Source organism: Nonomuraea sp. NPDC049624, from assembly GCF_040675255.1.
Taxonomy (GTDB): Bacteria; Actinomycetota; Actinomycetes; order Streptosporangiales; family Streptosporangiaceae; genus Nonomuraea.
Genome location: NZ_JBFAOR010000018.1, coordinates 45,822 through 71,510, shown reverse-complemented (window position 1 = coordinate 71,510; position 25,689 = coordinate 45,822). Strand labels below are relative to the sequence as shown.

Here is a 25,689-nt window from a genome sequence, read left to right as displayed (position 1 = left end):
GGACCACCCGCCGGTCCACCGGCGATCCACGTGACCAGGAGGATGAGATGAGCGTTGTCCGAGGCGCGGCGAGGGCGCTTCTGGGCGCCGCCGGCGCCGCGATGGCGGCCGCCGGTCCCGTCATGGCCGCCCGAGGCGTCCAGGCGCGCGGCGAGATCCGCGACGAGCTGCGCCGGCAGGCCATCAGCTTCCCCGCCAAGGGGCTGCCCGCCGGGCTCGCCGCCCACCAGGGCCGCGCCGTCCTGACCGGCCCGCAGGCCAGGGCCTACGCCCAGGTGATCGGCCGCAACGTGCTGACCGCCACCGGCGGCCGGACGTACGCGCAGGTCAGCGCCGAGCTGTTCGCGGCGGGCGGCGCGGACGCCGAGCTGGAGGGCCTGCGGCAGACCGCCTTCACCGGCCAGATGCTGCGCGCCTCCCTGCTCAACGCCTACCAGGCCTGGCAGCTCGGCAACCTGGCCATCGGCCTGGGCGGGCTGCTGACGCTCACCGGCGCCGCCCTGCTGACCTGCGGCGCCACCCTCGCCGCCGACGCGTGACGGGGGACGGGAACCATGCGACCGGCGACGTCCGGAACCACCCAGCCGGAGGACCTCGTGCCGTCCACCGGCGTGTCTGAGGCCGGGCTCCCCGTCCTGATCCAGGGCGGCATGGGCGTCGCGGTGTCCGGATGGCGGCTGGCGCGCGCGGTCGCCCGTACCGGGCAGCTCGGCGTGGTGTCGGGCACCGCCCTGGACGTCGCCCTGGCCCGCCGCCTCCAGCGCGGCGACCCCGGCGGCGACCTGCGCCGGGCGCTGGCCTGCTTCCCGATCCCCGAGCTCGCCGAACGGGTGCTCGGACGCTGGTTCGTGCCCGGCGGGATCGCGCCCGGCACGCCGTACCGGCCGGTGCCCCGGCTCGGGCTGCGGCCCAGCCGGGCCCGCGACGAGCTGACCGTGGTCGCCAACTTCGCCGAGGTCTTCCTGGCCAAGCAGGGCCACGACGGGCCGGTCGGTGTCAACTACCTGGAGAAGATCCAGCTCGCCACCCCCGCCGCCGCCTACGGCGCGATGCTGGCCGGCGTGGACTACGTGCTGATGGGCGCCGGCATCCCGGCGGAGATCCCGGCGCTGCTCGACGCCTTCGCCGCCCATCGCCCGGCCGAGCTCACCGTCGCCGTGGCCGAGGCCGGCGACGCCCGCCACACGGTCGGCCTCGACCCGGCCGCCCTGTGGCCCGCGCACCGGCCCGCCCCGGCCGAGCCGCTGCGGCGTCCCAAGCTGCTGGCGATCGTCTCCTCGCACGTGCTGGCCGCCTACCTGGCCCGCTCGCCGGTGACCAGGCCCGACGGGTTCGTCCTGGAGACGCCGGTGGCCGGCGGGCACAGCGCGCCGCCGCGCGGCCGGCTGGTGCTCGACGAGCGCGGCGAACCCGTCTACGGGCCGCGCGACGAGGCCGACACCGCCAAGGTCGCCGCGATCGGCCTGCCGTTCTGGCTGGCCGGCGGCTACGCCACCCCCGGCGGCGCGGCCGGCGCGCGGGCCACCGGAGCCGCCGGCATCCAGGTCGGGACGGCGTTCGCGCTGTGCCGGGAGTCGGGCCTGGACGACGGCCTGCGGCGGCGCATGCTGAGCCGGGCCCGCCGGGGCGCGCTGGAGGTGCGCAACGACCCGCGCGCCTCGCCCACCGGCTTCCCGTTCAAGGTCGCGAGCCTGCCCGGCACCCTGTCGGAGCCCGGGGTGTTCGACCGGCGTCCCCGGCTGTGCGACCTGGGCTACCTGCGCACCCCGTACGTCAGGCCCGGCGGCGCGATCGGCTACCGCTGCCCCGCCGAACCCGTGGACGCCTACGTCCGCAAGGGCCGGCCCGCCGAGGAGGCCGAGGGCCGCCAGTGCCTGTGCAACGGGCTGACCGCCGCCATCGGCCTGGGCCAGCACCGCGCCGACGGCTACCACGAGCCCGCCCTGCTCACCCTGGGCCAGGACCTCGGCTTCCTGGACGGCCTGCCCGACGACCACTCGGCCGCCGACGTCGTGGACCACCTCCTGCGAGGAGCACCCGCATGACCGCACCACCCGGCGGACGGCCGCTGCGCCGCGTCCGGCGCGACGTCGCCGCGAGCCCGTTCATCGTGATCTGGGAGGCCACCCGCGCCTGCCCGCTGGCCTGCCTGCACTGCCGCGCCGAAGCCGTGCCCGACCGGCACCCGGAGGAGCTGACCACCAAGGAGGCGTGCCGGCTCATCGGCCAGGTGGCGGACTTCGGCACGCCCCCGCCGCTGTTCGTGATCACCGGCGGCGACCCGTTCGAGCGGCCCGACCTGCTCGACCTGGTCCGCCACGCCCGCGCCCGCGGCCTGGCCCCGGCCGTGTCCCCGTCGGCCACCCCCGCCCTCGGCCCGGCGAACCTTGCCCGGCTGCGCGAGGCCGGGGCCGCCGCCGTCTCGCTCAGCCTCGACGGCGCGACCGCGCCCGTCCACGACGCCTTCCGCGGCTACGACGGCGTGTTCGCCCGCACCCTGCGCGCCTGGCGGGCGGCCCGCGCGGCCGGGCTCAAGGTGCAGATCAACACCACCGTGACCCGCCACAACCTGGCGAGCCTGCCGGACATCGCCGCCCTGGTCCGCCAGGAGGGCGCGCTGCTGTGGAGCGTGTTCTTCCTCGTGCCCACCGGCCGGGGCCGCGACCTGGCCGCCCTGACCCCGCACGAGACCGAGGACGTGCTGCACTTCCTGCACGACGTCGGCACCGCGATCCCGGTCAAGACCACCGAGGCCCACCACTTCCGGCGGGTCGCCGTGCAGCGGCTCGTTCTGGCAGGGCAGGGCGTGGACCACGCCGGGGCGCTGCGGCTCGGCCCGCTCTACCGCACCCTGCGGCGACGCGCCGAGCAGGCCGGGCTGATCGAGGAGCGGCGCAGCCGCCGCCCGCCCGTCGACGTCAACGCCGGACGCGGGTTCGTCTTCGTCTCCCACACCGGGACCGTGCACCCCTCGGGCTTCCTCCCGCTGGACGCCGGGAACGTGCGCGACCGGCCCCTGACCGGGATCTACCGCTCCTCGCCGCTGTTCACCGCGCTGCGCGACCCCGATCGGCTGACCGGCCGGTGCGGCGCGTGCGAGTTCCGCACGATCTGCGGCGGCTCCCGGTCACGCGCCTACGCCTGCTCGGGAGACGTCCTCGGCGAGGAGCCGTGGTGCGCCTACGAGCCCGGCAGCTTCCCCTACCAGAAGGAACTGGCCGCCCATGTATGAGCGAAGAAGGCCCGGCGGGCTGGCCGCGCCCTACGACACGATGCTGGCCGCCTACGCCGCCGCGCTGGCCGGCTCGCCGCTGGCCGCCTCCAGCAAGGCCAGCTACCTGCGCCGCGTCGGCCGCTACCTGACCTGGGTCGCCGCCGCCGCCGACCGCGGCCTGCTGGCGGGCGAGCCGCTGGCCGACACGACTGTGGCCGTCCGCACCGCCCACGCCTACCACGGCGAGCTCGACGGCCGCTACGCCGCCAGCACGATCAACAGCACCCTGGCCGCGCTGGAGGACTTCTACGCCCGCCTCCACCTCGGCGCGACCGGCATCCCGCGCCGGACGGCGCCCGGCGACCGGGCGGGCGCGCGATGACCTGGTGGTCGGTGGTGCGCTTCCTGCACGTGCTGGGGGCCGCGCTGTGGGTCGGCGGCCAGCTCGCCGTCTCCCTCGTCCTGCTGCCGCTGGCCCGCCGCCTGCTGGACGACGAGCGCCGCGCCCTGGTGCTCGGCGCCGTCGGCCGCCGCTTCGGGCTGCTCACCGCCGCCCTGTTCCTGCCCCTCCAGCTAGCCACCGGCGTGGCAATCGCCTGGCACAAGGGCGTCACCTGGGCCTCGCTCGCCGAACCCGGCTACGGCCGCGTCCTGGCCGCCAAACTCCTGCTGTTCTGCGCCGTCATGGCCGCCGCCGCCCTGCACGGCTGGGCCGCCGCCCGCGCCCGCCCCCGCCTGGCCCGGACGATGGCCGTCAGTGCCCTGGTGGGGTCGATCGGCGTCGTGCTGCTGGCCGCCGCGCTGCCCGCCACCTGATCATGGCCGATCGGAGGCGCGGAAAGGGACTTTCGTCCCTGACGGGAGCACCGCCGGCCGCGCCATCGTGGAGACATGCCCGCAGCAACCGTCGTGCCGGGAGCCCCGCGATGACCGGCGTCGCCCGCCCCTGGGACGGCCCCTTCGCCTCACATGCCGGCGTGCGCCGGATCGTCGCCTCCGTCGTCGCGGCGCCCTCGGTGCACAACACCCAGCCCTGGCGCTTCCGCCGCCTCGACGACACCACCATGGAGCTGTACGCCGACCTCGACCGGCTGCTCGCCGTCACCGACCCCCTGGGGCGCGGGCTCGGCATCAGCTGCGGGGCCGCGCTGTTCAACCTGCGGCTGGCGGTCCGGATGACCGGGCACGACCCCGTCGTCCTGCCGCTGCCCGACCCGGGCGGCCGGCCCGAGCTGCTGGCGACCGTACGGGCGACTCCCGGCGGGCCGCCCACCACCGACGAGCGGCTGCTGCACGACATGATCCCGCACCGGCGCACCAACCGCTTCCCCTTCGAGCGCCACCCGCTGCCCAGGGACGTCCTGCTCGACCTGGTCAACGCCGCTCACGACGAGGACGCCACGCTGCTCCTCGTCAAGGGCGGGACGGCCAGGCGGGTGCTGGACATGGTCGCCCTGGCCGACGACACGCTGACCGCCGACGCCGCCTACCGGGCCGAGCTGGCCCGCTGGACCCGGCCCGAAGGCGGCTCCGACGGCGTCCCCGCCCACGCCTTCGGCCCGCGCCCGCGCTCCGGCGAACTGCCCATGCGCGGCTTCGGCGGCGGCCAGGTCGCCGACTTCGAGCCGGAGCCGCAGCTCGTCGCCCTGTTCACCCGGGGCGACGGCCCGCACGACTGGCTGCGCGCCGGGCAGGCCCTGCAACGCGTCCTGCTGACCGCCACCGCGCACGGCGTGGCGGCCTCGATGTTCAGCCAGCCGCTCGACCTGCGCCCGCCGCAGCACCGCGGCGACCGGCCCGGCCCGTTCGGGCACGTGCAGATGCTGATCAGGCTGGGGTACGGGCCGCCGGTCCCGCGCGTCCCCCGGCGCCCGGTGTACGAGGTCCTCGACCGGACGGGGGCGCGGCGTGCCTGAGCGGCGCCGCCCCCGATCCACCGGCCCTCGGCGGCCGCAGACAGGAAGGTGCCCGGACTGCCGGTCGACATCCGGATAGAGAGCGGCAGGCCGATCGACGCGACACGGTCTATAAGGAGGGCGCCTACCGGCTGCGCACCGAGGACGCGGGCGGCGCGCAGGCCCTCGACCTGGCCCCGGCGCAGGGCGGCTTCGCCGAACTGGTCTTCCCGGCGGCGGGCACGTACCCGATCGTGGACCACACGATGCGGCAGGCGGAGGCGGGCGCGCACGGCCTGTTCAAGGTCGGCGCCCCACCGCAGCACTGACCCGCCGCGGGACTGACCCGCCGGAGGACCGACCCGCCGCCGCGAGGACGCGTACGCTTCGGCAGGTGAGCCGGTGAGCCGGTGAGCCGGTGAGCCGGTGAGCCGGTGAGCCGGTGAGCCGGTGAGCCGGTCAGCTGGTCGTCGCCGGGGACTGGTCGGGCGTGATGCGGTCCCAGGCGGCCAGAGGCAGCATGATGACGGCCGCCGGGAACAGGCCGTGCTCCTCGTGGTCGATGTGCCAGTGGAGGCGGTCGAGGGCGTCCAGCACGGCGGGCCAGTCGGGCGCGGCCGGGTCGATCGCGCCGAGGATGCCGTGGATGTCGGCGTGCTCGGCGCACAGCCGCTCCACCTCCTCGGCCAGCGACCCCTCGGCGCGCAGCTCGGCGAACAGCCCGCGCTCCTCGGTGTCGGTGTGCGGGACGAGCCGGGCCATCAGGTCCGCCAGCAGCCTCACGGCGTCACCGTGGCGCAGCTCCCCGACGGCGCGGCGCAGCGCCCCCGCGCACTCCTGGATGTCCCAATGCTCCTCGGACAGGCGGCCGATCAGTGGGAACTCCCGGCAGCCGCAGTAATTGCACATGGTCACGTCCTCACAGCAGGGTCGCTTCGACGGCGGCCGGGGCGCGCGCACGCGCGTGCCGCTCCCCGGGCCGCCCCTCGCCTCCACCCTTCCCGGCGGGACGACGCGCCGGTCAGGGCCGAAAGTCCCCGATCGCCCCGCCCTCCGTCGGAAGAACCACATGACGGACGCCCGCGCCCTCGGGGACGATCCCGGTCATGGAGTACGGCGAACTGGTCGCGCGGGCGTCGGCGGCGGCGATCGAGGGCTGGGACTTCACCGCCCTGCGCGGCCGGGTCGTCGAGGAGCCGCCGCCCTGGAGCTACGAGCGCCTGCTGCGGGACCGGCTGCCCGGCGCGGCCTCGCTGCTGGACCTGGGAACCGGCGGCGGCGAGTTCCTGGCCGGGCTGGCCCCGCTGCCGCCGCGCACCCCGCCACGGAGGGCCACCCGCCCAACCTGCCGACCGCCCGCCGCCGCCTGGAGCCGCTCGGGGTCGAGGTGGCCGCGACCTCGAAGAGGTCAACCGGGACCTGGGCGCGCCGCCGCCCGCCTACCGCGGCTGGGACCTCGCCCGTGCCGCCGCCGGGCTGGCCGAGGCCGGGCTCACCGTGACGTGGAGCGCGCGGGCGCGGCTGCGGACGCCTCCGGTCAGGTGCTCCACGCCTCGTGGACGGTGGTGATGGCCGAGGAGACGGGCCGGCCGCCGGGCCACGTGACGGCCGGCCGGCCCGGCACGGGGACGCCGTCCACGGTGATCGAGGCGTGCTCGCAGGGGATGATCTGCATCGACAGCCCGTGGCTGACGCCCAGCAGCGGGAAGTCGGCCATCGAGAACGGCCTGGCGTCCAGCGGCCCGGTGATGCTGACCGCCAGGCCGGCCGCGTCGGCGTGCGTGCCCGTGGCGGGGTCCACGCGCAGGTCCACGGCGGCCCGCTCCACCCGCGCGGCGGGCCAGGACGGCAGCGCCGTGGCCTCGTCGAAGTGCCGGACGAAGTGCTCCTCGATCCACGTCCCGAGCTCCGGGTCGTCGCTCACGACGCGCAGCCCGGCGGGCGTCCACACCACCATCACCGCGCCGGCGCCGTGGGTGGACCAGTCGACCTGCCACAGGGAGGCGTACCCGGTGGGGACGTCGCCGTCGTAGAGGGTGACGTACGGGTTGGCGCCGGCGAGCAGCGGCCGGCGGGTCACGTAGGCGCTCGTCGGCGCGCCCTCACTGGTGCTGAGCATGAGTCGATCATGGACGCTCCCCCCCTCGATGGCCAGCCCGCCGCCGCGTCCGGCCCACTTGAGTAGGGCGGTACTCATGCCCTCCCGCCGCCGCGGGCGGCACCCTGCAAGGGACGGAACAGCGGAAAGGAGCATACGGTGCGCAAGGGCGTACATCTTCGACGGATCGGCCGCCGGGGGCTGCTGGCCGTGATCATGGTCGTGTCGGTCGCCGTGCCCCTGTGGTCGGCGGCGGCTCCGGCCTCCGGGGCCGTGGCGGCCCGCGAGCGCACGCTCGCCGAGCCCTGGTCCTATTTGTTCGAGATCCGCAGGCGCTTCCCCGCGCCGGAGAAATGCGTGGACGTCGACAACGGCTACACCTTCGACGGCGCCAACGTGAAGCAGTGGGAGTGCGTGAACGTCCCGCAGCAGCACTGGCAGTTCCAGCGGGTGGCCCCCGGCAGCGAGTGGTTCTTCCTGCGCGCCCAGCACAGCGGCAAGTGCCTGGACGTCGACAACGGCTACACCTTCGACGGCGCGAACGTCAAGCAGTGGGAGTGCGTGAACGTCCCGCAGCAGATGTGGCGCTGGAAGTACGCCTACACCGACGCGTGGTGGAACACCTTCTACTTCCTGGAGAACCAGAAGAGCGGCAAGTGCCTCGACGTCGACCACGGCTGGACGCACAACGGCGCCAACATCCAGCAGTGGACCTGCGACGAGTACGCGGGCCAGCAGTTGTGGTACTTCCGCCAGGTGTGACCGGGCCGGACGGCGCCGGCCCGGACCGCTCGGGCCGGCGCCGCCTCACGGCGCGGCCGGGGCGATGTTGTGGTTGACGCGGAACAGCCGGTCCGGGTCGTACCGGGCCTTGAGTGCGGACAGCCGCCGGTGGTCCGCCTCGGACCAGGCCCGCCTGACCCGGTCCGGGGCCGCGTCGTGGTCGAACAGGAAGCCCGGCAGCAGGGCGCCGGTGTCCCAGCGCCGCAGCCGGTCCAGCACCTCGTCGGCGGCCGCGCGCGCCGCCTCGGCCTGGCCGGGCGGGGCCGGCAGCCGCATCCACAGCAGGAAGGCCGCGCCCCGGGTGCCGGCCGCGTGCGGACGGGCGGGCGGCCGGTCCAGCGCCCCGCCCAGGTGACGCAGCTGGATCCCGGGGAACGGACCCTGCGTCCGGGCGGGGTCGATGAACGAGGCCAGCTCCGCGGCGGCGTCGTCGTCCAGCTCGCGCAGCAGCGCGCTGCGCAGGTGCGCCGCGACCGGGTGACGGGGGTCCTGGTAGATCTCGGTGATCCGGCTGTACGGCATGGCCGCGCAGGTGTCCTTCTCCGGGCCGAGCGCGCGCAACGGCCGCACCAGGCGGGCGCCCTGCTCCTCGTCCCCGACGTACACCGTCCGGACCTGCACCATCGAGCGGCCGCGGAACTCCGGCGGCAACTGCGGCGCGTCGGGGAAGCGCACCAGCGTCACGGAGGAGGACATCTCCTCCGGCTGCTCCCTCGCCCAGGCCAGGTAGGAGCGCAGGACGTGGGCGGTGTGCCCGGGATCCTCACCCGGGTAGTACAGCTCGCCGCCGTGGACCGTGCGCAGCGGCAGCAGCTCGATCTCGGCCGCGACGACGACGCCGAAGTTGCCCTTGCCGCCGCGTACCGCCCAGAACAGATCCGGCTCCGCGCCGGGCGAGACGGTCCGCAGCCGGCCGTCGGCGGTGACGACGTCGAGCGAGCGGACGCGGTCGGCGGCGAACCCGTACGTGCGGGCGGCCAGCGGAAGCCCGCCGCCGGTCAGGAAGCCCATCACCCCGACCTCGGCCGACGATCCGCACAGCGGCGCGAGCCCGTGGGGGGCCGCGGCGGCGACCACCTCGCCCCAGCGCAGGCCCGCGCCGATCCGCGCGGTGCGGGCGTCCGCGTCCACGGTCAGCTCGCGCAGCCCGCCGGTGGCGATGAGGACGGCTCCGTCGGCGGGCAGCGACTTGCCGTGCCCGGTCGACTGCACGGCCACCGCACGTCCCGTCCGGGCCGCGTAGGTGACGGCGGCGGCCACGTCGCCTGCGTCGGCGGCGACCACGACCACCGCGGGCCGGTGCTCGACCGTCAGCAGCCAGCCGGAGCAGGCGTCCGCGAAGCCGTCGTCGCCCGGCAGGAGCGTGCGGCCCCGGATCAGCGCGGCCAGGGCCGCCACGTCGTGCGTCGGGCCGGTCCGCAGCTCGATGTCGGACATGTTCCACCTCACTCAATAGTTGGACGGACCAACGTTGGTTCGACCAACAATATAGACGATCGTGGGTGGTGCCAACGACTTGTTAGATTGGCTTCGTGAACATCCCGGAGGGGAGGCCGCCGGAGCGGCTGCGCGCGCTGCCGAGCAGGCTGACCAACCACGCGGCGCTGACCGCCAACCGGATCGTGGACCAGGCGTTCGCCCAGGCCCAGGTCCGGCGCTACCACTACGCGCTGCTCGCCGCGCTGGAGGAGTACGGCCCGGCGAGCCAGGCGGCGCTCGGCCGGCGTACCGGAATCGACCGCAGCGACATGGTGGCGACCGTCAACGACCTGGCCGGGCGCGCGCTCGTCGAACGCGCGCCCGACCCGGAGGACCGCCGCCGCAACATCGTGACCATCACGGCGGAGGGCCGCCGCCGGCTGGCCGAGCTCGACCGCCTGCTGGCCCGCGCCCAGGACGAGTTCCTCGCCCCGCTGCCCCCTGCCGACCGCGAGCGCCTGGTCGACCTGCTCACCCGTCTCGCCGACCATCACGGCGCGCCGAGCGGAAGAAGGCCACCGGAACCAGGGTGACCAGGCACAGTCCGAAGGCCCACCAGAAGGCGGTGCCGTAGGCGTGCGCCGGGCCGCCGCCCTGGCGCAGCCCGGTGTCCAGGACGGTCGTGAGGACGGCGGTGCCCAGCGAGCCGCCGAGCCGGTTGACGACGTTCAGCGCGCCGGCGGCGCCCGGCGTCTGCCGCCTGTCGACCGAGGCGTACGCCGCGGCCATGGTGGGCGCGGAGACGCCGCCGATGCCCAGGCCGTACAGGACCAGGCAGATGGTCAGCAGCCAGGTGTCCGGACGGGCGGGGGCCTGGGTGAAGGCGAGCAGCCCGGCCAGCGAGAGCACGAGCCCGCCGGTCACGACGGCGCGCGGTCCGTGGCGGTCGGCCAGCCGCCCGGCGGCGAACGAGCCGACGGCGGCCCCGAGCGCCTGCGGGGTGAGCAGGAGGCCCGTCGAGAGCGTGTCGGCGTGCCGGTCGTGCTGGAAGAACAGCGGCAGCAGGATCATGGAGCTGTAGAGCGAGGCCCCGAGCAGGAACAGCGCCACGCAGGCCGCGGTGAACCCGCCCCTGGCGAACAGGCGTACGTCGATCAGCGGCTGGCGGCGGGTGCGCAGCGCGTGCACCAGGTAGCCGGCGACCAGCGCCAGCCCCGCACCGACCAGCACGGACGGCGTCCACGCCTCCTGGCCCCCGCCCGCCGTCGTCAGCCCGTAGACCACCGCCGCCAGGCCGGGGGAGAGCAGTGCCAGGCCCAGGAGGTCGAGCCTGGGCGCGGGCCCGTCCTCGTCGTTCTCGTCCCGGGCCAGGACGCGGGCGGCCGCCGGCAGGACGAGCAGGCAGACGGGCAGGTTGAGGTAGAAGATCCAGCGCCAGTCGAGCTGCTGGACGACCAGCCCGCCCACGATCGGCCCGAGCACCGGGGCGAACATGACGGGGATCGTCAGCACGCTCATGGCCCGGCCGATCCGGGACGGCCCGGCCGCCTGGGCCAGGATCGTCTGGCCGACGGGGTTCATCAGCCCGCCGCCCACGGCCTGCACGAGCCGGAACGCGATGAGGGTCGGCAGCGACCAGGCCAGGCCGCACAGGGCCGAACCGGCGGTGAAGACCGCCACGGCGGCCATCCACGTGCGCCTGGCCCCGAACCGCCGGCTCAGCCAGCCCGACAGGGGCATGACCACCGCGATCGCGAGCAGGTAGCCGGCCGCCACCCACTGCACGTCGGTCAGCGACGTGCGGAAGTGCGCCGCCATCGCGTCGGCCGCGATGCCCACGGCGGTGGCGTCGATGGTGGCCAGGATCGGGGCCGCGATCAGGACGATCCCCATGCGCAGCAGATGCGGATCGAGCCGGTCGCGCGCGGCCCCGGCGGCGGAGGTGCTGGTCATCGAACACCCTTAGGATCGATTGACTAGGACGACTCCAAACACTAGGTCCGACCTAATCGTTAGGTCAAACCTAATGGCTGTATGGAAGGCAGAGCGCGTGACCGAACGATCCAAGGGCTTGCGGGAGCGCCAGAAACACCAGACCCGGCAGCTCATCTCCGACGTCGCGACCGGCCTGTTCCTGGAACGCGGCTACGACGACGTCACCATCGCCGACGTCGCCGCCGCCGCCGGCGTGGCCAAGATGACCGTCACCAACCACTTCCCGCTGAAGGAGGACCTCATCCTCGACCGGCACGAGGAGGTGGTCGGCGGCCTGGCCAGGGCCGTGTCCGGGCGGCAGCCCGGCGAGTCGGCCCTGGAGGCCGCCCAGCGCGACTACGACGAACGGCTGCGCCGCCGCGACGGCGCGATCCCCGACGCGGGCGCCGACTGGCAGCGGATGGTGCGCGACACGCCGGTGCTGCGGGCCCGCCTGCGCCAGCTGCACGACCAGGCCGAGGCCAAACTCGCCGACCTCCTGGCCGAGGAGACCGGCGACAGCGGCGTCACGCCCCGCCTGGTGGCCGCCGCGCTGGCCGGGGTGGAGCGGCTGCTGTTCGACGAGGCCCAGCGCCGGGTCCTCGCGGGGGAGGAGTCCGAGCAGATCTTCGCGGCCCTCGCCCGCACCGCCCGGCAGGCGTACGACCTGCTGCGCCCCGCCATTGGCGACTACGCCCGCCGCGCCCCGGTCAGCGGTTGAGATAGGCCAGGACGGCCAGCACCCGGCGGTTGTCGTCCTCGGACTCGGGCAGCCGGAGCTTGCCGAAGATGCTGGAGATGTGCTTGTTGACCGCGCTGGCGGAGATCACGAGCTGGTGCGCGATCGCCGTGTTGGACCGCCCGGCGGCGATCAGGCTCAGCACCTCCCGCTCGCGCGGGCTCAGCTCGCCGGTGCGGCCACGCGCGTCGCCGCGGGTCAGCAGCTTGGCGATGACCTGCGCGTCCATCGCCGTGCCGCCCCGGCTCACCGAGGTGATCGCGTCGATGAACTGCCCGGTGTTGGCCACCCTGTCCTTCAGCAGGTAGCCGACCGCCCCCGCGCCGTCGGCCAGCAGCTCGCGGGCGTAGAGCTGCTCCACGTACTGCGACAGCACCAGCACCGGGAAGCCGGGCCGGTCGCGGCGCGCCTGGATCGCGGCCTGCAGCCCCTCGTCGGTGAACGACGGCGGCAGCCGCACGTCGACGACCGCCACGTCCGGCCGCTCCTCGGCCAGCGCCTTGCGCAGCGACGGCCCGTTGTCGACGGCGGCCACGACCGTGAAGCCGTGCTCGGTCAGCATGCGGACCAGCGCGTCCCGGATGAGGAACAGGTCCTCGGCGACGACTACTCGGACCTGATCGCGCACGGCACCTCCAGATGCACCCGGGTGGGCCCGCCGGGCGGGCTGTCGACGGCGATCGTCCCGTCGAAGACGGCCAGCCGGCTCTGGATGCCGCGCAGCCCGGTGCCGTCGGCCGGATCGACGCCGCCGCCGCCGTCGTCCACGACGTCGCAGCTCAGGATCCCGTGCCGGTGGGCGAGCGTGATCTGGACCGTCGCCGCCCCGGCGTGCTTGCTGGTGTTGGCGAGCAGCTCGTTGACGGCGAAGTAGACGGCCGACTCCACCGGCGGCGCGGGCCGTCCGGCCAGGTCGGTGGTGACCTCGACGTCGAGCAGGCAGTCCAGGGCCAGGGCCCGGATCGCGTCGGCGAGGCCGCGGTCGGCCAGGACCGGCGGATGCACGCCGCGTACCAGGTCGCGCAGCTCGTCCAGGGCCTTGGAGGAGGACTCGCGGGCCGTGGCCAGCAGGGCGCGGGCCGCCTCCGGGTCCTCGTCGAACAGCCGCTCGGCGTGGCCCAGCCCCATGCCCAGGGCGACCAGCCGGGCCTGCGCGCCGTCGTGCAGGTCGCGCTCGATCCTGCGCAGCTCGGCGGCCTGGGTGTCGACGCTGTCGGCGCGCGTCTCCACCAGCGTCTCGACCCGCTGCTCCAGCGCGGCCCTGCGCGACGGGCCGAGCAACGCGCCGGCCCACCGGGCGCGCAGGCGCAGCAGCGGGGGGCCGATGTACAGGCCGAGCGCGATCAGCGCCAGCCCGACCGGGATCGCCGCCAGCGCGGCGGCCGTCGAGGTGACGTGGATGACGCCGTAGGCGTTCGCGCCGCCGGCCCGCAGGTTGGCCCGCCACACGAATGGCTGCACCGCCACGCCGTACAGGCCGTAGAGCGGCATGCCCAGCGCCAGCGCGGACGCCCACGTGCCCATGAGCGGGTCGAGGACGCCCCAGAGCACGTCCCGCCAGGTCGCCGGGTCCTTCAGCAGCGCGGACGCGTCCATGCCAGGACCGTAGGGACGCTCGACGCGCACGCCGAGCCGGCCCGCCAGCCGCCGGGCCGTGTCGGCGACCGTGCGCAGCAGCGACACCGCCTGCCGGAACGCCCCCCGGCCCACGCCGGCCACCGCCGGCACCGCGCTGAGCACGACCAGGACGGCCGCGAGCACGCCCGCCACCGACAGCCCGATCATGGCCAGCGCGCGCAGCGGCGTCGCGAGTCTCGCCCGCACTCCTCGTCTCCCCGTCATCCGGGTCCTCCCGTTCCGCGCCCGTGGCATCATCGCACCTTCCTCCGGAAATCCCATGGTCAGCCCCGGTACGCGGCCCGCCGGGGCACGGCGAGCCCGGTCAGCCCCGCCAGGGCGGCGGCGCACAGCCCGGCGAACAGGTCGCCGACCAGGCCGTACAGCGTCCAGACGCCGCGGGTCGGGACGGAGACGACCATGCTCTGCTGCGCCGTGCCGAAGTAGTTCGCCCTGGCCAGAGGGGTGCCGTAGGCGTCGACGGTGATCGCCAGGCCGTTACTGGCCGGCCGGACGAGGCTGTAGCCGTTCTCCACCGCCCGGAACACCGCGTTCGCCGCGTGCGTGCGCTCGATGCCCTTCCAGTCGTTGGCCGGCACGAACATCACGTCGGCGCGGGTGCGCAGCGTGGCGGGGAAGTCGGCGTCGAAGCAGACGACGTGGGCCAGCCGCCCGTACGGCGTGCCGGTCACCGGCACGACCCCGTCGCCCGGCCGCAGGCTCTCCATGCCGGGCACCGGATGCGCCTTGTCGAAGACCGACGCCACCCGCCCCTCGGGGGTCACCAGCACGGCCAGGTCGCGGGAGCGCGGCTCCCCGTCGAGGACGACGGCCACCCCCATGTCGAGATAGACGCCCTTCTCCCTGGCCAGGTCCTGGGCCCTGCGCAGGAAGCCGGGGTAGTCCTCGCCGAGCACGACCGCGGCGGTCTCGGCCCAGGCCACGACCCGGGCGCCGCCGTCGGCCTCGATCCGGGTGCGGGCGAACAGGTCGTCGTCGATCACCGCGAACGCCCTGCGCAGCGTCGGCTTCTGCGCGGGCAGGACCCGCGGGGTGTGGACGTCGTCGATCTCCCGCATGCGCTGCTCGGCGGCCAGGGAGGCGCTGATCCCGGCGACGCGTACCAGCTCCGGCGCGGCCGGCGCGGTCGCCAGCCGCAGGCCGCCGCCGAGCAGCGCCGAGACCAGCACCGCGACGTACGTCAGCGTGACGCCCCGGATCGACGGCCAGGCCATCCGGCGTTCCAGCGCGAGGTTGACGACCGGCGCGGCCCAGGCCATCAGGAAGCTGATCCCGTAGACGCCGGTGACGGACGCCGTCTGGAGCAGCGGCAGGTTCGCCGACTGCGTCGCGGCCAGCGGCCCGAAGATCGTGCCCAGCGGGGTGAGCGTGGCGATCAGGAACTCGGCCGTCACCCGGGCGGCCGGGAAGACCAGCGTGCCGGTGAGCGGGCCGAGCCGCCGGACGAGCAGCCGGTCGGCCAGCAGGGGCAGGCTCAGGACCAGGCCGAGCAGCAGGCAGCCGAGCAGGATCGGCAGGACGGTGAGCCGGCCCGCCGCCGCGACGAAGACCACCGTCGTCGCGGCGGCCGACAGGCCGACGGCCGCGAGCCCGGCCGGCACGCCCGAGCTGCGGGTGAAGCGCATGAGGCCGACGGAGAACAGCCATCCGGCCAGCGGGATCGACCATTCGCTGTTCGTGCCGAACAGCCCGAGCACGATCCCCGCCGCCAGCCAGGCGTGTCTTCGCCGGCCGCCGGCCAGGTGGGGGATTGCCGTGGTTGCGGTGTTTGCCATGCTCAGCAGCCTCGCCGATCGCGCGGCGCCCGCCATTGCGGCTGACTCTCGACTCCCCCTGTAGTTATCTCCACCCCCGGGACGTCATCTCCCGGGACGTCATCCCCCGGGACGGGCCAGCCCCGCGGCGACCACGTCGATGAGCAGGTCGATGATCCTGGGGTGCAGGGCCGGGTCGCCGAGCCGCTCGGCGAACATCGGCACCAGCAGCACGCACTGCAGCACGCCGATGATGACGGCGGGGTCGGCGTCGACCAGCTCGCCCGCGGCCCGGCGGGCGGTGACGTACTCGGTGAGGGCGGCGGCCGGGCTGCCGGACATCGCGGCGACCCGTTCGGGGTCGAGCTTGCGCGCCACCGCCTGCATCTCCTCCGGATGGGTCATCAGGCGGCGCCACAGGGGGTTGACCGACAGTTCCTCGACGGTGGCGTGCAGAAAGCGGCGCAGCGCCTCGCGCGGGTCGTCGGCGTTCATCAGCGCGCCGTCGATGACCCGGCGCCGCACCTCGCCGGTCTGGCGCAGCATCAGCTCCAGGTACAGCGCCTCCTTGGAGTCGAAGAAGACGTAGAAGCTGCTCTTGGCCACCCCCGTGGGGGCCATCAGCTCCTCCAGGGAGGTCTTGCGCAGGCCCTGGCCGGTGAACAGCTTCTCGCCGTTCGCCAGCAACAGGGCGGTGATGCGGGCCTTCTCCTCTGCGGTGAACGCGGGCGGCATCGGGGACAACCTTCCTGCACGACCTGACCTGCCGATCAGATGTTTTCACGAACCCGTGACGGCGGCGCGGCGCCGGCCCTCCTCAGTGATAGAAAACGATCATGAATCGAACATTCCTGCGGCCCGACGACGTGCGCGACCTGGTCGCCGAGCAGTTCGGCGCCGACCGGCGGCCGGCCGCGTTCGACCGGCTGACCGGCGGCAGCAAGAAGGGCGTCTACCGGCTCCGGCTGGACGACGCCACCAGCGTGATCCTCTACGTCTGGGCGGCCGGCGAGAACTACTGGCCGGCGTCCCCCGCGAGCGAGGACGACCCCTTCGCCGACGCGTCGGGGGCGGACCTGTTCGCCGCCGCCCACGCGGCCCTGACCGCGGCGGACGTGCGGGTCCCCCGGCTGCTGGCGCTCGACCCCGGCGGCCGCCACTTCGGCGCGGCCATCGCCCTGGTCGAGGACGCGGGCGCCACCACGCTGGAGGCCCTGATGGAAGGCGATCCGGCCGCCGCCGCCCGGCCGCTGGCCGCGCTCGGCGAGGCCCTGCGCCGCATGCACGCCACCCCCGGCCCGTCCTACGGCAAGCTCGCCCACCTGGCCGACGGCCGGGCCCGGCCCTCCCGGCCCACCGAGGACGTCGTCCTGGACCGCGCGCTCGCCCAGCTCGCCGCCGTCGCCGCCCGCGACGCCAGGATGGGCGAGGCGCACGACCGGATCGCCGCCCACGTACGCCGCCTGCGCGAGGCGGTCGCCCCCCGCGAACGGTACGTGCTCGTGCACGGCGAGCTCGGGCCGGACCACGTGCTCGTCACGCCCGCGGGCGAACCCGTCCTGATCGACTTCGAGGGCCTGACCTACTTCGACGCCGAGTGGGAGCACGCCTGGCTGCGCATGCGCTTCGAGGACGCCTACCCCGCGCTGCGCCCGATCGCCCTCGACCCCCACCGGCTGGAGCTCTACCGGTACGCCCAGGTGCTCTCGCTGATCGAGGGCCCGCTGCGCATCGCCGGGACCGACTTCCCCGGCCGGCGCTGGATGCTGGAGCTGGCCGAGTGGAACATCGCCAAGGCCCTCGCCGTCCTGTGACGGCGGCCCGTCCGGTCAGCCCTCGCGGGGGAGCGGGGGGAGCGGGGGGAGCGGGGGCAGCGGGAGCGGCAGCCCGGGAAGGCCGTCGATGCTGGTCGCCACGTGCTCCTTCTTGTGGAAGTAGGCGTCGAGCGACTCGTCGTCCTCGCGGGCGAAGCGGGAGCCGTGCAGCGGGCGGTCGGCGTCGTAGGTCATGAACGGGACGGCGTACCCGCAGGTGTCGCGGATCAGCCGCGCGGTCACGACGATGATCGCGCGCAGGCCGTGCGGGGCCGGGTCGATGTCCGGGAAGTGCCGCAGCAGCCCGGCCCAGCGGGGGTCGTCGCGGAAGACGGGCTCGCCGTGGCCGTGCACGCGCACGATGTTCGGCGGGCCGTCGAAGGCGCACCACATCAGCGTGACGCGGCCGTTCTCGCGCAGGTGGGCGATGGTCTCGGCATTGCTGCCGGCGAAGTCGAGGTAGGCCACGGTGTGGTCGTCCAGGACGGCGAACGAGCCCTTCAGGCCCTTGGGCGAGAGGTTGACCGTGCCGTCGCCGGCCAGGGGGGCGGTCGCCGTGAAGAAGATGGGTTGTGACTCGATGAACGTGCGCAACCGGCCGTCGATCCGGTCGTAGGTCTTTCCCATGATCCGGATTATCCTCTTTCGCCGTTTCGTGTGGAGGCGAGGGCGTCGTTCCCGCGGGTGGCAGAATGCCGGGCATGATCGCGAACGAGAGCCCGGAACCGCGTCCCCTGCTCCGGCGTCCCGCCGAGGGCGAGCTCATCGACGTCGCCGGGGTCCGGCACTTCTTCCGGCTGACCGGGGAGCACACCGGGGACCGGTTCGCGTTCGAGGAGTTCACGCTGGACCCGGGCGTCGTCGGGGCGCGCCCGCACGTCCACCAGGGCCACGACGAGTACTTCTACGTCCTCGACGGCGAGCTGACCCTGCACGACGGCGACGGCGAGGTGACGGCCGGGCCGGGCCACCTGCTGGCGGCGACGCGCGGCACCCCGCACGGGTTCAGGAACGCCGGCGACGGCGTCGTGCGCGCACTGTGCCTCTACACGCCCGCGGGCTACGAGGGGTACTTCCGCGAGGTGCACGCGGCCGTCGCCGCGGGCGCGCAGGTCACCGACGAACTGCTGGCCGAGTTCCGCTCCCGCTACCGCACCGCCTCGCTCTGACCCGCGGCTCTCACCCGCCGCTCTGTCCCGCCGCCTGATCTGTCGCGCCCACTCTCAGGAGGCGGTGGCGCGGGTGCGCAACCGGCGCAGCATCCTGGCGTCGGCGAAGCCCACCTCGCGCGCGGCGACCTCGGCGGTCGCGCCGCGGCCGAGCAGGTGTTCGGCCCGCTCCAGCCGCAGGGCGGTCTGGTAGGCCAGCGGGGTGAGCCCGGTGGCCCGCCGGAACAGCCGGGTCACCGTGCGCTCGCTGCATCCCGCGGCCCCGGCCAGCAGGCTCAGCGGCAGCCGCTCGGTGAACCGGGTCTCGATCAGGTCCTGGATGCGGTGGACCGTCTCGTCCACGTGCGAACGCCGTCGCAGCAGCGGGCTGACCTGCTCGGCCGTGCCGTCGCGGTGGGCGTGCACGAGCATCGCGCGGGCCACCTGCCCCGCCGCGTACGGCCCGTGCCGGGTGGTCACCAGGTGCAGCGCCACGTCGATGCCGCCGGCCACGCCCGCCGAGGTGACGATCCGGTCGTCCTCGACGTACAGCGCGTCCCTGGCGACGCTCGCCCGCGGGTAGAGGCGGGCCAGCTCGTCCTGGACGGTGTGGTGGGTGGTGCACCGGCGGCCGTCGAGCAGCCCGGCCCGGCCCAGCGCGTCGGCCCCCGCGCACACGCCGGCCACCGTGCCGCCGGACGCGTGGTGTTCGCGCAGCCGGCGCAACGTCTCGCCGCTCGCCGGCCGGGCCGGCCCCCGCCAGCCCGGCACGACGATCAGGTCGTCGGGCGTCAGGGACGGCCACGAGGTGCGGGCGTGCAGCGTCAGCCCCTGCACGCTGGCCACCTCGCGCTCCTCGGCGACGTAGTCGATGGTGTACGGCCGGCCGAGGTCGGCGGCGGTGGAGAAGACCTGGGCGGGCCCGGCCACGTCGAGCAGGTGCACCCGCGGGATGAGCAGGAAGACGACTCGGGACATGACCGGCGCCTCCTCAGTTCCCGGTGAGCTCGTCCACGGTCCTGATCGTGGCGAAACGACCCGACAGAGCGTATTCGGTACGGGCGAGGATGTCGTCCACGCCGAGCGTGCGCGGGTCCCGTACGAGCTCGTCGAAGGGGACGTCGTCGGGCGCGTCGCGGTGGGGGAGCGGCGTGGTGGCGGTGGCGTCGATGGCGAAGTCGACCTCGAAGCCCAGGTCGGAGGCGAGGCGCGCGGTGGTCTCGCAGCACTGCTCGGTCCGGATGCCGCAGACGGTCAGCCGCCTGACGCCGCGCCGGGTGAGGAACTGGTGGAGGTTGGTGGTGGTGAAGGCGTTGTGCGCCGATTTGGTGAGGACGGGCTCGTCCGGAAGGGGCTCAAGGCCGTCCATCAGCTGGACGAACCCGCGGGCCGGATCGAAGACCGTGCCCGAGCCGGGCCGCGAGCCGAGCACCCACACGACCGCGTCCCCGGCCTGCCTGGCGGCCGCGGCCAGGCGGTTGACCTGCGGGACGATGTCCGGCCTGGAGGTGTGCCGCCAGTCGGGAAGCTGCAGGAAGGAGTTCTGGACGTCGATGACGACGAGGGCGCTGATCACGCCACCCAGGCTGGCCGGACGAGGCGCCCCTGCGGAAGGCACGACCTGGTCAGCGTGTGGACCGATCCAGTCGGCGCCCCGCCGCCGGGCCGATATCCCCCCAGCGTGACACCGTAATCCGCGGGCCCTCGCAAGGGCCGGTGCCGCCTGCCACCATGGAGGCGCCAGCTGATCCGGACGATCTCTGGAGGGGGCGTGTCATGAAGTGGTGGGAGGGCGACGACGGACGCCACGAAGGCTGGGATGCCGCCGTCTTCCCCGACGGGCGGGTCTCCACCGGCCCGGCCGACGGCGGGGCGAGGGTGCACCCGATCGGCTCCGACGGCCGCATCGGCTTCGGCCGCGGCGACGTCGTGGACGGCCGCACCGCGATCGGCTGGCGCGGCCACTGCGCCTGCGGATGGCAGGGGCCGCTGTGGGAACGCGTGGCCCAGGTGCGCCACGACTTCGCGGCCCGGCGCATCTACGCGCTGAGCGAATGCCTGCTGTCCGGCGCCGCCCCCGACGACGTGGCCGTCGCGATCCGCGCGGAGTGGGAGACCCACCTCGACCCGCCGAGCCTGGTCGCCGTCCGCCAGGCCGCCGAGGCCGTGCGCCGGGCCCAGGGCCACCTGGACGCCGCCGTGCGCGCGGCCCGCAAGGACGGCCGCTCCTGGACCCGGATCGGGGAGTCGGCCGGCGTCCGCCGCCAGTACGCCCAGGAACGATGGGGCCCCGACCCGGCCGGCCCGTGGGATCAGGCCACCGACCGGCGGTGACGGCCGGAGGGATCAGGCCGCCGACCGGCGGTAGCGGCCGGGGGCGACGCCGAACTCGCGCTTGAAGGCGTTGCCGAAGGCGAACTCCGACCCGTACCCCACCTGCTCGGCCACCCGCGCCACCGGCGCGTCGGACTCGCGCAGCAGGCGGGCCGCGCTCATCAGCCGCCACCACGTCAGGTACGCCAGCGGCGGCTGCCCCACCAGCCCGGTGAAGCGGCGGGCGAAGCCGGCCCGGGACATGCCCGCGTGCGCGCCGAGCGACTCGACGGTCCAGCGGCGGGCCGGGTCGCGGTGGATGGCGTCGAGCGCGCGGCCGACGACGGGGTCGGCCAGCGCGGCGGCCCAGCCGGAGACCGTGCAGGGCTCGTCCTGGGTCTCGAAGTAGGCGCGCAGGACGTACAGCTGCAACATGTCGAGCAGGGACGACACGACGGTGTCGGTGCCGGGCCGCGGGCCGTCGATCTCGGCGGCCAGCAGCTCGACGGCGGCCCGCAGCTCCGGACGGCTGCCGAGCGTCGCGGGCAGGTGGATCACGCCGGGCAGCGAGCCCAGGATCGGGTGGGTCCGGTCGAGTTCGAGCCGGTAGCCGCAGGACAGCACCACCGTCTCGGCCCCCGTGCCGCCGAAGCCGGCCGAGGCGAACAACTCCGAGTGCGGCTCGCAGTCGGACTCGACCAGGGGCCGGGCGGGATCGTCGGCCAGCCCGAAGTCGTCGCCGTGCGGCAGGAACACCACGTCGCCGACGCTGAGCGGGACGGGCTCGCCGTCGGGCGGGATCAGCCAGCACGACCCGCGCAGCACCACGTGGAAACCCGCCGACCCCGGCACCGAGCGGAACGCCACCCCCCAGGGCGCCCGCCAGGAGATGCGGGAGGAGGTGGGGCGCCCGCACCGCATGAAGGCCATTACGTCGCTCAGCACGTCCATGAGGATTGAGTCTAAGGGCTGAGACGCTCACGTATAAATGGTGGACAGCAGCGCATTCAGTATCTCAGCCGTTCTTCCTACGGTTGGTTTCCGTAACCGAACTGAGGGAGAGGCACATGCTCAAGGTAGGGATCATCCTCGGCAGCACCCGCCCTGGCCGCAACGGCGAGGCGGTGGCCCACTGGGTGCGCGATCTGGCGGCCAAGCGGGGCGACGCCGAGTACCGGCTCATCGACCTGAAGGACTACGACCTGGGCAACCTGGACGAGCCCGAGCACCCCGCCATGGGCAACTACCAGCACGAGCACACCAGACGCTGGTCGGCCACGGTGTCGGAGCTGGACGCGTTCGTGATCGTGACCCCGGAGTACAACAACTCCTACCCGGGCGCGCTCAAGAACGCTCTCGACTTCCTGTACGCCGAGTGGACCAACAAGGCGGCCGGGTTCGTCGGCTACGGCGTGGACGGCGCGCCCCGGGCCATCGCGCACCTGCGGCACGTGCTGGGCCTGCTCAGCGTGGCCACCGTGTCCAACCAGGTCGGCCTGTCGATCGCCACCGACTTCGCCGACGGCTTCCGGCCCGCCGCCGCCCACGAGGACCGGCTGAACGCCGTCCTCGACCAGGTCCTCGCGTGGGGCTCGGCGCTGCGCCCGCTGCGGGCGGCCTGATCCCGCCCCGACAGCCGCACTCTGGCCGCACTGCGGCCGGCACTGTGGTCGCCCGGCGGTCGCGCGGCGGGCGATGGGTAGATTGCGCAGAGTGGAAGATGAGGTGGTCAGCGGCATCCGGGTGCGCGGCGCGCGGGTGCACAACCTGCGGGACGTCGACGTGGCGATCCCGCGCGACGCGCTGGTGGCGTTCACGGGGGTCTCCGGGTCGGGCAAGTCGTCGCTGGCGTTCGGCACGATCTTCGCCGAGTCGCAGCACCGGTACCTGGAGTCGGTGGCGCCCTACGCGCGTCGGCTGCTGCAGCAGCTGCCGATGCCCGACGTCGACGACATCACCGGCCTGCCGCCCGCGGTCGCGCTCGGCCAGCGGCGTGCCACGCCGTCCGCGCGGTCCACGGTCGGCACGCTGAGCCGGGTCTCCAACTCGCTGCGCATGCTGATGTCCCGCGCCGGCGTCTACCCGGCGGGCGCGCCGCGCCTGGACTCCGACGCGTTCTCGCCCAACACCGTCGCCGGGGCGTGCCCGCAGTGCCAGGGGCAGGGGGTGTTGCACGAGGTCACCGAGGAGTCGCTGGTGCCCGACCCGTCGCTGAGCATCGCGGAGGGCGCGATCGCGTCGTGGCCGGGCGCCTGGCAGGGCAAGAACCAGCGCGACATCCTGGCGACGCTCGGCTACGACATCCACGCGCCCTGGCGCAGCCTGCCGCGCGAGCAGCGGGAATGGATCCTGTTCACCGACGAGGAGCCGGTGGTCACCGTCCATCCCGTACGCGAGGCGGGCCGGATCCACCGCCCCTACCAGGGCAAGTACGCCAGCGCCCGGCGGCTGGTGCTCAAGGCGTACGCCTCCTCGGCCAGCGAGAAGAGCCGCCTGCGGGCCGAACGCTTCATGACCGCCCGCACCTGCCCGCTCTGCGGCGGCCGGCGGCTGCGTCCCGAGGCGCTGGCGGTCACGTACGCGGGCCGCACCGTCGTCGAGCTGGCCGCGATGCCGATGGGCGAACTGGCCGGCGTGCTCCGCCCGCACCGGGACGAACCAGGACCGGCGGGGGCGCTCACCCGCGACATCCTCGACCGCATCGAGGTGCTGGACGAGCTGGGGCTTGGCTACCTGAGCGTCGCCCGGCCCGCGCCGACCCTGTCCAGCGGCGAGCTGCAGCGCATCCGGCTGGCCACCCAGTTGCGCGCCGGGCTGTTCGGCGTCGTGTACGTGCTGGACGAGCCGTCGGCCGGCCTGCACCCCGCCGACTCCGCCGCGCTGTCGGACCTCCTGCGCCGCCTGCGCGACACTGGCAACACCGTCTGCCTGGTCGAGCACGACATGGACGTCGTGCGCCAGGCCGACTGGGTGGTGGACGTCGGCCCCGGCGCGGGCGGCGACGGCGGGCGCGTCCTGTACAGCGGGCCGGTCCCCGGGCTGCGCGAGGTCGCCGGGTCGGTGACCCGCCGCTACCTGTTCCACTCCGTCGTGCCGGAACGCCCGGCGCACCGGCCGGCCGGCTGCCTGGAGCTGCGCGGGCTCACCCGCAACAACCTGCGGGGCGTGGACGTCGACGTGCCGCTGGGCGTGTTCACCGCCGTCACCGGCGTGTCAGGGGCGGGCAAGAGCAGCCTGCTGGCGGCCCTCGCCGAGGCCGCGGAAGGGGAGCGCCGGGTGGTCTGGGTGAACCAGCAGCCCATCGGCCGCACCCCGCGCTCCAACCTGGCCACCTACACCGGGCTGTTCGACACGGTGCGCAAGCTGTTCGCCGCCACCGACGGCGCGCGCTCCCACGGCTACGGCCCGGCCCGGTTCTCCTTCAACGTGCCCGGCGGACGCTGCGAGACCTGCCAGGGCGAGGGCTACGTCGCGGTCGAGCTGCTGTTCCTGCCCACGACGTACGCGCCCTGCCCCGACTGCGGCGGCGCCCGCTACAACCCCGGCACGCTGCGGGTGACCTACCGCGACCGCACGATCGCCCAGGTCCTGGAGATGACGGTCGACGAGGCCACCGGCTTCTTCGGCGACGTCCCCGCGGTACGCCGCCCGCTGGAGACGCTGCACGAGGTGGGGCTCGGCTACCTGCGGCTCGGGCAGCCCGCCACCGAGCTGTCGGGCGGCGAGGCCCAGCGCATCAAGCTCTCCGCCGAGCTGCAGGGCCGCCGCGCCGAGTCCACGCTCTACCTGCTCGACGAGCCGTCCACCGGCCTGCACCCGCACGACACCGACGTGCTCATGGACCGGCTGCACGACCTGGTCGGCGGCGGCGGCACGGTCGTGGTCGCCGAGCACGACATGCGGGTGGTGGCGACCGCCGGCCACGTCATCGACCTCGGGCCGGGAGGCGGCTCGGCCGGCGGCACGGTGGTGGCCGCGGGCACGCCGGCGCAGGTGGCCGCCAGCCCGCGCAGCCGTACCGCGCCGCACCTGAAGGGCCTGCTGTGATGCGCCGGGCGTTGTACCTGCCGCCGTTCGGTGAGCTGGCCGACCCGCGGGTGCTCGCCGACCTGGCCGCCCGCGCCGAGGACGCCGGGTTCGACGGCGTCTTCCTGTGGGACCACGTCGTGCGCCCGCTGAACGCGGAGCTGGCCGTCTGCGACGCCTGGATCGCCCTGGCCGCGATCGCCGCCGCCACCGAGCGCATCCGCATCGGCACCAGGGTCACGCCGCTGTCGCGGCGCAGGCCGTACGAGGTGGCCAGGCAGGCCGCCGCGCTCGACCACCTCAGCGGCGGGCGGATGGTGCTCGGCGTCGGGCTGGGCTCGGACAACGGCGGGGAGCTGAGCAGGCTCGGCGAGACCGGCGACCCGCGCGTCCGGGCGGAGATGCTCGACGAGGGCCTCGACGTCATCTGCCGGCTCTGGACCGGGCTGCCCGTCCGCCACCGGGGCCGCCACTACCGCGTCGACGACCTGGCGTTCCAGCCGCAGCCCGTGCAGCGGCCGCGGATCCCCGTCTGGGTCGCCGCCCAGTCGGTCAGGCGGGCGCCGCTCCGCCGTGCCGCCCGTTTCGACGGTCTCTGTCCCGAGACGACCCCGGTCGGGCTGCGGGAGATGCTGGCCGTCGTCGCCGAGCACCGAGGCGGGCTGGAGGGCTTCGAGGTCGCGGTCGGCGTCCTGCCGGGGGTGCATCCCGGCCCGTACGAGGACGCCGGCGCGACGTGGTGCCTCATCGAGTTTCCCGAGGTCAGCAGCGTCGAGCAGGTGATGGCGGCGATGATCTGAGGCGTTTGCGCGGTGGCGGTGCCGGGGTAGGCCAGTCATCGCCCGTCCGAGGTGCTCCACGACACCACCCGGCC

General features: G+C 74.7%; 27 protein-coding genes. 15 read left to right on the top strand and 12 right to left on the bottom strand.

Translation table 11 applies throughout. The annotated features are described in order from the left end of the window. The first annotated feature begins 47 nt into the window (after positions 1–47). The 6 genes from AB0J76_RS45435 (at position 48) to AB0J76_RS45410 (ending at position 5,130) form a co-directional block, all read left to right on the top strand. On the top strand, positions 48–539 hold the full coding sequence (locus AB0J76_RS45435; protein ID WP_364393559.1) for a hypothetical protein: 492 nt from the start codon (positions 48–50) through the stop codon (positions 537–539). A gap of 15 nt (positions 540–554) precedes the next feature. Continuing rightward, positions 555–2,045 (top strand): nitronate monooxygenase, encoded by a 1,491-nt coding sequence (locus AB0J76_RS45430; protein WP_364393556.1) that lies wholly within the window; start codon positions 555–557, stop codon positions 2,043–2,045. Continuing rightward, a complete protein-coding gene (locus tag AB0J76_RS45425) occupies positions 2,042–3,232 on the top strand; it encodes a TIGR04053 family radical SAM/SPASM domain-containing protein (protein WP_352328629.1) in 1,191 nt (396 codons plus the stop codon). Before AB0J76_RS45430 ends, AB0J76_RS45425 begins: the two co-directional genes overlap by 4 nt. Then, a complete protein-coding gene (locus tag AB0J76_RS45420) occupies positions 3,225–3,596 on the top strand; it encodes a hypothetical protein (RefSeq protein WP_352328627.1) in 372 nt (123 codons plus the stop codon). The genes AB0J76_RS45425 and AB0J76_RS45420 overlap by 8 nt, the downstream gene beginning before the upstream one ends. Next, on the top strand, positions 3,593–4,030 hold the full coding sequence (locus AB0J76_RS45415; protein ID WP_352328625.1) for a hypothetical protein: 438 nt from the start codon (positions 3,593–3,595) through the stop codon (positions 4,028–4,030). The genes AB0J76_RS45420 and AB0J76_RS45415 overlap by 4 nt, the downstream gene beginning before the upstream one ends. 110 nt (positions 4,031–4,140) lie before the next feature. Continuing rightward, positions 4,141–5,130 (top strand): hypothetical protein, encoded by a 990-nt coding sequence (locus tag AB0J76_RS45410; RefSeq protein ID WP_352328623.1) that lies wholly within the window; start codon positions 4,141–4,143, stop codon positions 5,128–5,130. 438 nt (positions 5,131–5,568) lie between these two features. Here the strand turns inward: AB0J76_RS45410 and AB0J76_RS45405 are convergent, their stop codons facing one another. Then, positions 5,569–6,018, bottom strand: coding sequence for a hemerythrin domain-containing protein (locus tag AB0J76_RS45405; RefSeq protein WP_352328621.1), 450 nt, complete (start codon positions 6,016–6,018; stop codon positions 5,569–5,571). Positions 6,019–6,646: 628 nt separating this feature from the next. Continuing rightward, positions 6,647–7,228: a hypothetical protein gene (locus AB0J76_RS45400; RefSeq protein WP_352328619.1), complete on the bottom strand. Its 582-nt coding sequence runs from the start codon at positions 7,226–7,228 to the stop codon at positions 6,647–6,649. A gap of 138 nt (positions 7,229–7,366) precedes the next feature. Here AB0J76_RS45400 and AB0J76_RS45395 point away from each other — a divergent pair, with 138 nt between their 5' ends. Beyond that, positions 7,367–7,969: an RICIN domain-containing protein gene (locus AB0J76_RS45395; protein WP_352328617.1), complete on the top strand. Its 603-nt coding sequence runs from the start codon at positions 7,367–7,369 to the stop codon at positions 7,967–7,969. A gap of 45 nt (positions 7,970–8,014) precedes the next feature. Here AB0J76_RS45395 and AB0J76_RS45390 read toward each other — a convergent pair whose 3' ends face one another. Next, positions 8,015–9,427, bottom strand: a complete 1,413-nt coding sequence (locus tag AB0J76_RS45390; protein ID WP_352328616.1) for an FAD-binding oxidoreductase — start codon at positions 9,425–9,427, stop codon at positions 8,015–8,017. Between the two features lie 95 nt (positions 9,428–9,522). Here AB0J76_RS45390 and AB0J76_RS45385 point away from each other — a divergent pair, with 95 nt between their 5' ends. After that, on the top strand, positions 9,523–10,002 hold the full coding sequence (locus tag AB0J76_RS45385; RefSeq protein WP_364393548.1) for a MarR family winged helix-turn-helix transcriptional regulator: 480 nt from the start codon (positions 9,523–9,525) through the stop codon (positions 10,000–10,002). Here AB0J76_RS45385 and AB0J76_RS45380 read toward each other — a convergent pair. Next, positions 9,941–11,362: an MDR family MFS transporter gene (locus AB0J76_RS45380; RefSeq protein WP_364393545.1), complete on the bottom strand. Its 1,422-nt coding sequence runs from the start codon at positions 11,360–11,362 to the stop codon at positions 9,941–9,943. The two genes, AB0J76_RS45385 and AB0J76_RS45380, sit on opposite strands and share 62 nt — an antisense overlap. A gap of 97 nt (positions 11,363–11,459) precedes the next feature. Here AB0J76_RS45380 and AB0J76_RS45375 point away from each other — a divergent pair, with 97 nt between their 5' ends. Further along, entirely contained in the window at positions 11,460–12,104 is a 645-nt protein-coding gene (locus AB0J76_RS45375; protein WP_352326547.1) for a TetR/AcrR family transcriptional regulator, read from the top strand. On the opposite strand, the gene AB0J76_RS45370 is transcribed toward AB0J76_RS45375, so the two are convergent. From AB0J76_RS45370 to AB0J76_RS45355, 4 genes are all read right to left on the bottom strand, one after another. Continuing rightward, on the bottom strand, positions 12,094–12,684 hold the full coding sequence (locus AB0J76_RS45370; protein WP_352326566.1) for a response regulator transcription factor: 591 nt from the start codon (positions 12,682–12,684) through the stop codon (positions 12,094–12,096). The genes AB0J76_RS45375 and AB0J76_RS45370 overlap by 11 nt on opposite strands. 44 nt (positions 12,685–12,728) lie before the next feature. Next, positions 12,729–13,946, bottom strand: a complete 1,218-nt coding sequence (locus AB0J76_RS45365) for a histidine kinase (protein ID WP_352326548.1) — start codon at positions 13,944–13,946, stop codon at positions 12,729–12,731. A 77-nt stretch (positions 13,947–14,023) separates the two neighbouring features. Further along, complete coding sequence (locus AB0J76_RS45360) at positions 14,024–15,535, bottom strand: nitrilase-related carbon-nitrogen hydrolase (protein WP_352326549.1); 1,512 nt, start codon at positions 15,533–15,535, stop codon at positions 14,024–14,026. A gap of 99 nt (positions 15,536–15,634) precedes the next feature. Continuing rightward, complete coding sequence (locus tag AB0J76_RS45355; RefSeq protein WP_352326550.1) at positions 15,635–16,249, bottom strand: TetR/AcrR family transcriptional regulator; 615 nt, start codon at positions 16,247–16,249, stop codon at positions 15,635–15,637. Between the two features lie 101 nt (positions 16,250–16,350). On the opposite strand from AB0J76_RS45355, the gene AB0J76_RS45350 reads away from it, so the two are divergent. Then, a complete protein-coding gene (locus tag AB0J76_RS45350) occupies positions 16,351–17,328 on the top strand; it encodes a phosphotransferase (protein WP_352326551.1) in 978 nt (325 codons plus the stop codon). A 15-nt stretch (positions 17,329–17,343) separates the two neighbouring features. Here the strand turns inward: AB0J76_RS45350 and AB0J76_RS45345 are convergent, their stop codons facing one another. Continuing rightward, the gene (locus tag AB0J76_RS45345; RefSeq protein ID WP_352326553.1) at positions 17,344–17,955 is read right to left on the bottom strand and encodes a pyridoxamine 5'-phosphate oxidase family protein; all 612 of its coding nucleotides are present in this window, start codon (positions 17,953–17,955) and stop codon (positions 17,344–17,346) included. Between the two features lie 74 nt (positions 17,956–18,029). Between AB0J76_RS45345 and AB0J76_RS45340 the strand changes: the two genes are divergently transcribed. Continuing rightward, the gene (locus tag AB0J76_RS45340; protein WP_352326554.1) at positions 18,030–18,497 is read left to right on the top strand and encodes a cupin domain-containing protein; all 468 of its coding nucleotides are present in this window, start codon (positions 18,030–18,032) and stop codon (positions 18,495–18,497) included. A 54-nt stretch (positions 18,498–18,551) separates the two neighbouring features. On the opposite strand, the gene AB0J76_RS45335 is transcribed toward AB0J76_RS45340, so the two are convergent. After that, a complete protein-coding gene (locus tag AB0J76_RS45335; RefSeq protein WP_352326556.1) occupies positions 18,552–19,454 on the bottom strand; it encodes a DJ-1/PfpI family protein in 903 nt (300 codons plus the stop codon). A gap of 13 nt (positions 19,455–19,467) precedes the next feature. Continuing rightward, entirely contained in the window at positions 19,468–20,052 is a 585-nt protein-coding gene (locus tag AB0J76_RS45330) for an isochorismatase family protein (RefSeq protein WP_352326557.1), read from the bottom strand. 200 nt (positions 20,053–20,252) lie between these two features. Here AB0J76_RS45330 and AB0J76_RS45325 point away from each other — a divergent pair, with 200 nt between their 5' ends. Continuing rightward, complete coding sequence (locus AB0J76_RS45325; protein ID WP_352326558.1) at positions 20,253–20,810, top strand: hypothetical protein; 558 nt, start codon at positions 20,253–20,255, stop codon at positions 20,808–20,810. Positions 20,811–20,822: 12 nt separating this feature from the next. Here the strand turns inward: AB0J76_RS45325 and AB0J76_RS45320 are convergent, their stop codons facing one another. Next, positions 20,823–21,740, bottom strand: a complete 918-nt coding sequence (locus tag AB0J76_RS45320; RefSeq protein ID WP_352326560.1) for an AraC family transcriptional regulator — start codon at positions 21,738–21,740, stop codon at positions 20,823–20,825. Between the two features lie 116 nt (positions 21,741–21,856). Here AB0J76_RS45320 and AB0J76_RS45315 point away from each other — a divergent pair, with 116 nt between their 5' ends. The 3 genes from AB0J76_RS45315 (at position 21,857) to AB0J76_RS45305 (ending at position 25,615) form a co-directional block, all read left to right on the top strand. Further along, positions 21,857–22,411 carry an NAD(P)H-dependent oxidoreductase gene (locus AB0J76_RS45315; protein WP_352326562.1) on the top strand — a complete coding sequence of 185 codons (555 nt, stop codon included), beginning with the start codon at positions 21,857–21,859 and terminating at the stop codon, positions 22,409–22,411. 73 nt (positions 22,412–22,484) lie between these two features. Continuing rightward, positions 22,485–24,836, top strand: coding sequence for an excinuclease ABC subunit UvrA (locus AB0J76_RS45310; protein ID WP_352326564.1), 2,352 nt, complete (start codon positions 22,485–22,487; stop codon positions 24,834–24,836). After that, a complete protein-coding gene (locus AB0J76_RS45305; protein ID WP_364393534.1) occupies positions 24,836–25,615 on the top strand; it encodes an LLM class flavin-dependent oxidoreductase in 780 nt (259 codons plus the stop codon). Before AB0J76_RS45310 ends, AB0J76_RS45305 begins: the two co-directional genes overlap by 1 nt. Positions 25,616–25,689 lie beyond the last annotated feature (74 nt).

What these genes read in the sequence shown, in the direction of transcription:
- AB0J76_RS45435 (WP_364393559.1), top strand. Translation starts at nt 48, where the DNA reads ATGAGCGTTGTCCGAGGCGCGGCGAGGGCGCTTCTGGGCGCCGCCGGC.
- AB0J76_RS45430 (WP_364393556.1), top strand. Translation starts at nt 555, where the DNA reads ATGCGACCGGCGACGTCCGGAACCACCCAGCCGGAGGACCTCGTGCCG.
- AB0J76_RS45425 (WP_352328629.1), top strand. Translation starts at nt 2,042, where the DNA reads ATGACCGCACCACCCGGCGGACGGCCGCTGCGCCGCGTCCGGCGCGAC.
- AB0J76_RS45420 (WP_352328627.1), top strand. Translation starts at nt 3,225, where the DNA reads ATGTATGAGCGAAGAAGGCCCGGCGGGCTGGCCGCGCCCTACGACACG.
- AB0J76_RS45415 (WP_352328625.1), top strand. Translation starts at nt 3,593, where the DNA reads ATGACCTGGTGGTCGGTGGTGCGCTTCCTGCACGTGCTGGGGGCCGCG.
- AB0J76_RS45410 (WP_352328623.1), top strand. Translation starts at nt 4,141, where the DNA reads ATGACCGGCGTCGCCCGCCCCTGGGACGGCCCCTTCGCCTCACATGCC.
- AB0J76_RS45405 (WP_352328621.1), bottom strand. Translation starts at nt 6,018, where the DNA reads ATGTGCAATTACTGCGGCTGCCGGGAGTTCCCACTGATCGGCCGCCTG.
- AB0J76_RS45400 (WP_352328619.1), bottom strand. Translation starts at nt 7,228, where the DNA reads ATGCTCAGCACCAGTGAGGGCGCGCCGACGAGCGCCTACGTGACCCGC.
- AB0J76_RS45390 (WP_352328616.1), bottom strand. Translation starts at nt 9,427, where the DNA reads ATGTCCGACATCGAGCTGCGGACCGGCCCGACGCACGACGTGGCGGCC.
- AB0J76_RS45380 (WP_364393545.1), bottom strand. Translation starts at nt 11,362, where the DNA reads ATGACCAGCACCTCCGCCGCCGGGGCCGCGCGCGACCGGCTCGATCCG.
- AB0J76_RS45370 (WP_352326566.1), bottom strand. Translation starts at nt 12,684, where the DNA reads ATGCTGACCGAGCACGGCTTCACGGTCGTGGCCGCCGTCGACAACGGG.
- AB0J76_RS45360 (WP_352326549.1), bottom strand. Translation starts at nt 15,535, where the DNA reads ATGGCAAACACCGCAACCACGGCAATCCCCCACCTGGCCGGCGGCCGG.
- AB0J76_RS45355 (WP_352326550.1), bottom strand. Translation starts at nt 16,249, where the DNA reads ATGCCGCCCGCGTTCACCGCAGAGGAGAAGGCCCGCATCACCGCCCTG.
- AB0J76_RS45350 (WP_352326551.1), top strand. Translation starts at nt 16,351, where the DNA reads ATGAATCGAACATTCCTGCGGCCCGACGACGTGCGCGACCTGGTCGCC.
- AB0J76_RS45345 (WP_352326553.1), bottom strand. Translation starts at nt 17,955, where the DNA reads ATGGGAAAGACCTACGACCGGATCGACGGCCGGTTGCGCACGTTCATC.
- AB0J76_RS45340 (WP_352326554.1), top strand. Translation starts at nt 18,030, where the DNA reads ATGATCGCGAACGAGAGCCCGGAACCGCGTCCCCTGCTCCGGCGTCCC.
- AB0J76_RS45335 (WP_352326556.1), bottom strand. Translation starts at nt 19,454, where the DNA reads ATGTCCCGAGTCGTCTTCCTGCTCATCCCGCGGGTGCACCTGCTCGAC.
- AB0J76_RS45325 (WP_352326558.1), top strand. Translation starts at nt 20,253, where the DNA reads ATGAAGTGGTGGGAGGGCGACGACGGACGCCACGAAGGCTGGGATGCC.
- AB0J76_RS45320 (WP_352326560.1), bottom strand. Translation starts at nt 21,740, where the DNA reads ATGGACGTGCTGAGCGACGTAATGGCCTTCATGCGGTGCGGGCGCCCC.
- AB0J76_RS45315 (WP_352326562.1), top strand. Translation starts at nt 21,857, where the DNA reads ATGCTCAAGGTAGGGATCATCCTCGGCAGCACCCGCCCTGGCCGCAAC.
- AB0J76_RS45310 (WP_352326564.1), top strand. Translation starts at nt 22,485, where the DNA reads ATGGGTAGATTGCGCAGAGTGGAAGATGAGGTGGTCAGCGGCATCCGG.
- AB0J76_RS45305 (WP_364393534.1), top strand. Translation starts at nt 24,836, where the DNA reads ATGCGCCGGGCGTTGTACCTGCCGCCGTTCGGTGAGCTGGCCGACCCG.